We start from the raw sequence: 2584 nt of genomic DNA on the forward strand, positions 1-2584 counted from the left end.
GCGCGCCGTGGGGCTGCGCCCCGACCAGGGCGCACGCTACCCGCACGAACTGTCCGGCGGGCAGCGGCAGCGTGCCGTGCTGGCCCGCGCCCTGGCCACCGACCCTGCCCTGCTGGTCTGCGACGAGCCGATCAGCGCGCTGGACGTCTCGATCCAGGCGCAGGTGATGAACCTGCTCTGCGAGGTGCAGGAGCGCGCCGGGATCGCCATGCTCTTCGTCAGCCACGACCTGCGCGCGGTGCGCCAGGTCAGCCGCCGGGTGGCGGTGATGTATCTCGGCCGCATCGTGGAGGAAGGCGAACCCGACGCGGTGCTGCACGACCCCGCCCATCCCTATGCGCGCGCCCTGGTCTCCGCCATCCCGCAGCCCGGGCGGAGCGGCCACCGCATCGTGCTCCGCGGCGATCCGCCCAATCCCGCGGCGCGGCCCACCGGCTGCGCCTTCCATCCCCGCTGCCCCGTGGCGGGCCCGCTCTGCCGCCGGGAATCGCCGGCGCTGAAGCTGCGCGGCGACGGCCGCCTCGTCGCCTGCCACGTGGCACAGGGCGACATGACCGCCGGCACCGGCCTGTCGGACGCACCCGTGCTGGAAGCCGCCTGAATGCTCCGTTTCCTCGGCATCCGCCTGTTCCGCGCGCTGCTGACCCTGCTGCTGGTGGTCAGCTTCGCCTTCATCGTGCTGCGCCTGTCCGGCGACCCGGCGCTGCTGATCATGAGCGCCGATGCGCCGCCCGAGGCCATCGCCGCCTTCCGCCGCGCCTGGGGCCTCGATGACCCACTCTGGGTGCAGTACCTGCGCTATTTCGGCGCCATCCTGCACGGCGATCTCGGGCAGTCCATGCGCGACGGCCGCTCCGCCATCGAACTGGTGGCGGAACGTGTCCCGGCCACGCTCGCCCTCACCATCCCCGCCCTGCTGATCAAGCTCTGCCTCGGCATCCCGGCCGGCGTCTATGCCGCCCTGCACCGCAATTCCTGGATCGACCGGGGCGTGATGTTCCTGGCCGTCGCCGGCTTCACCGTGCCCTCCTTCGTGCTGGGCCTGGTGCTGGTGCTGGTCTTTGCGGTGCAGCTCGGCTGGCTGCCCTCGGGCGGGCAGGACAGCTGGCGGCACGCCATCCTGCCGGTGATCACCCTGGGCATGGGCGGGGCCGCCGTGCTGGCGCGCTTCACCCGCTCCGCCATGCTGGAGGTCCTGGGCCAGCCCTACATGCGCACCGCCCTCGCCAAGGGGGTGCCCTGGCACGCCGCCGTGCGCCGCCATGCGCTGCCCAACGCCGCCATCCCCACCGTGACCATCGTGGGCTTCATGGTGGGCAGCCTGCTGGCCGGCGCGGTGGTGGTGGAAAGCGTCTTCTCCTGGCCCGGCGTCGGCCGCCTGCTGGTGGTGGCGGTGGCGAACCGGGACCTGGCGGTGGTGCAGTGCATCCTGCTGCTGGTGGCCGCCACCATGGTGGCGGCGAACCTTGTCGTGGACCTGCTCTATGGCGTCCTCGATCCGCGCCTGCGGGTCGGCGCCGCCAGCGCGCATTGAGGCAGAGCCGCATGCCCGACCTCGCCCTCCCCGCCGCGCCCGCTTCCGCCCCGGCCATCACGGCGCCGCCCGCACCGAAGCGCGTCCCCGTCCCGCTGCCCGTGCTGCTCGGCCTGGGCTGGGTGGTGCTGATGCTGACGGTGGCCTTCACCGCGGACTGGATCAGCCCCTTCCCCATCACCGCGCTCGACCTGCGGTCGCGCCTCGCCCCGCCGGTCGGGCTGGGGGGCACCTGGCTGCATCCGCTGGGCACGGACGAGCTGGGCCGCGACGTGCTGAGCCGGCTCATCGCCTCGATCCGCATGAGCCTGCTGATCGCCTTCGGCGCCACCGCCATCTCGGCGGTGCTGGGCACGCTGCTGGGCTTCCTGGCCGCGCATTTCCGTGGGCTGGTGGAACAGGCGGTGATGGCGCTGGTGGATTTCCAGGCGGCCATGCCCTTTCTGATCCTGGCGCTGGCGGTGCTGGCCTTCTTCGGCAACAGCCTGCCGCTCTTCATCTGCCTGCTCGGCCTCAACGGCTGGGAACGCTATGCCCGCATCGCCCGCGGCCTCGCCATCAGCGCCGGCGCCCAGGGCTACGCGGCGGCGGTGCGCCAGCTCGGCGCCTCGCCCTGGCGCATCTATGGCCGCCACGTGCTGCCCAACATCGCCTCGACCCTGATCGTGTCGATGACGCTGGCCTTCCCGGAGATCATCCTGCTGGAAAGCGGACTCTCCTTCCTGGGCCTGGGTGTGCAGCCGCCGATGACCTCGCTGGGCAACATGGTGGGTTATGGGCGCGAGTACCTGACCCGCGCCCCCTGGATCCTGCTCGCCCCCTCCGCCGTGATCGTGCTGACCACCCTCTCGGTCAGCCTGATCGGCGACTGGCTGCGCGACCGGCTGGACCCGACCCTGCGGTAGGCCGCCGGGTTTCGCCTGGGGCGACACGCTGGGGCGACACGCTGTGGCGTCGCACTTGTGGCCAGCCCCGGGGGAGGCTCCGCCTGCCCCCGGAACCCCCACCGCCGGGGACATGGTATGTCCCCGGACCCCGCCTTTCATTGGC

Annotated in this window: 3 protein-coding genes; all 3 read left to right on the forward strand. The window is 72.5% G+C overall.

Features of this window, described 5'->3' with window-relative positions; genetic code table 11:
- A partial coding sequence (locus ROTAS13_RS22785) for an ABC transporter ATP-binding protein (RefSeq protein ID WP_139323514.1) occupies positions 1-601 on the forward strand: 601 nt, incomplete at its 5' end.
- Entirely contained in the window at positions 602-1534 is a 933-nt protein-coding gene (locus tag ROTAS13_RS22790; protein ID WP_019459222.1) for an ABC transporter permease, read from the forward strand.
- An 11-nt stretch (positions 1535-1545) separates the two neighbouring features.
- A complete protein-coding gene (locus tag ROTAS13_RS22795; RefSeq protein ID WP_216348724.1) occupies positions 1546-2439 on the forward strand; it encodes an ABC transporter permease in 894 nt (297 codons plus the stop codon).
- Positions 2440-2584 lie beyond the last annotated feature (145 nt).

The organism is Roseomonas sp. TAS13 (assembly GCF_001950415.1).
Classification (GTDB): Bacteria; Pseudomonadota; Alphaproteobacteria; order Acetobacterales; family Acetobacteraceae; genus Roseomonas; species Roseomonas mucosa.

Coding starts and splice junctions, on each gene's coding strand:
- ROTAS13_RS22790 (WP_019459222.1), top strand. CDS start 602: ATGCTCCGTTTCCTCGGCATCCGCCTGTTCCGCGCGCTGCTGACCCTG.
- ROTAS13_RS22795 (WP_216348724.1), top strand. CDS start 1,546: ATGCCCGACCTCGCCCTCCCCGCCGCGCCCGCTTCCGCCCCGGCCATC.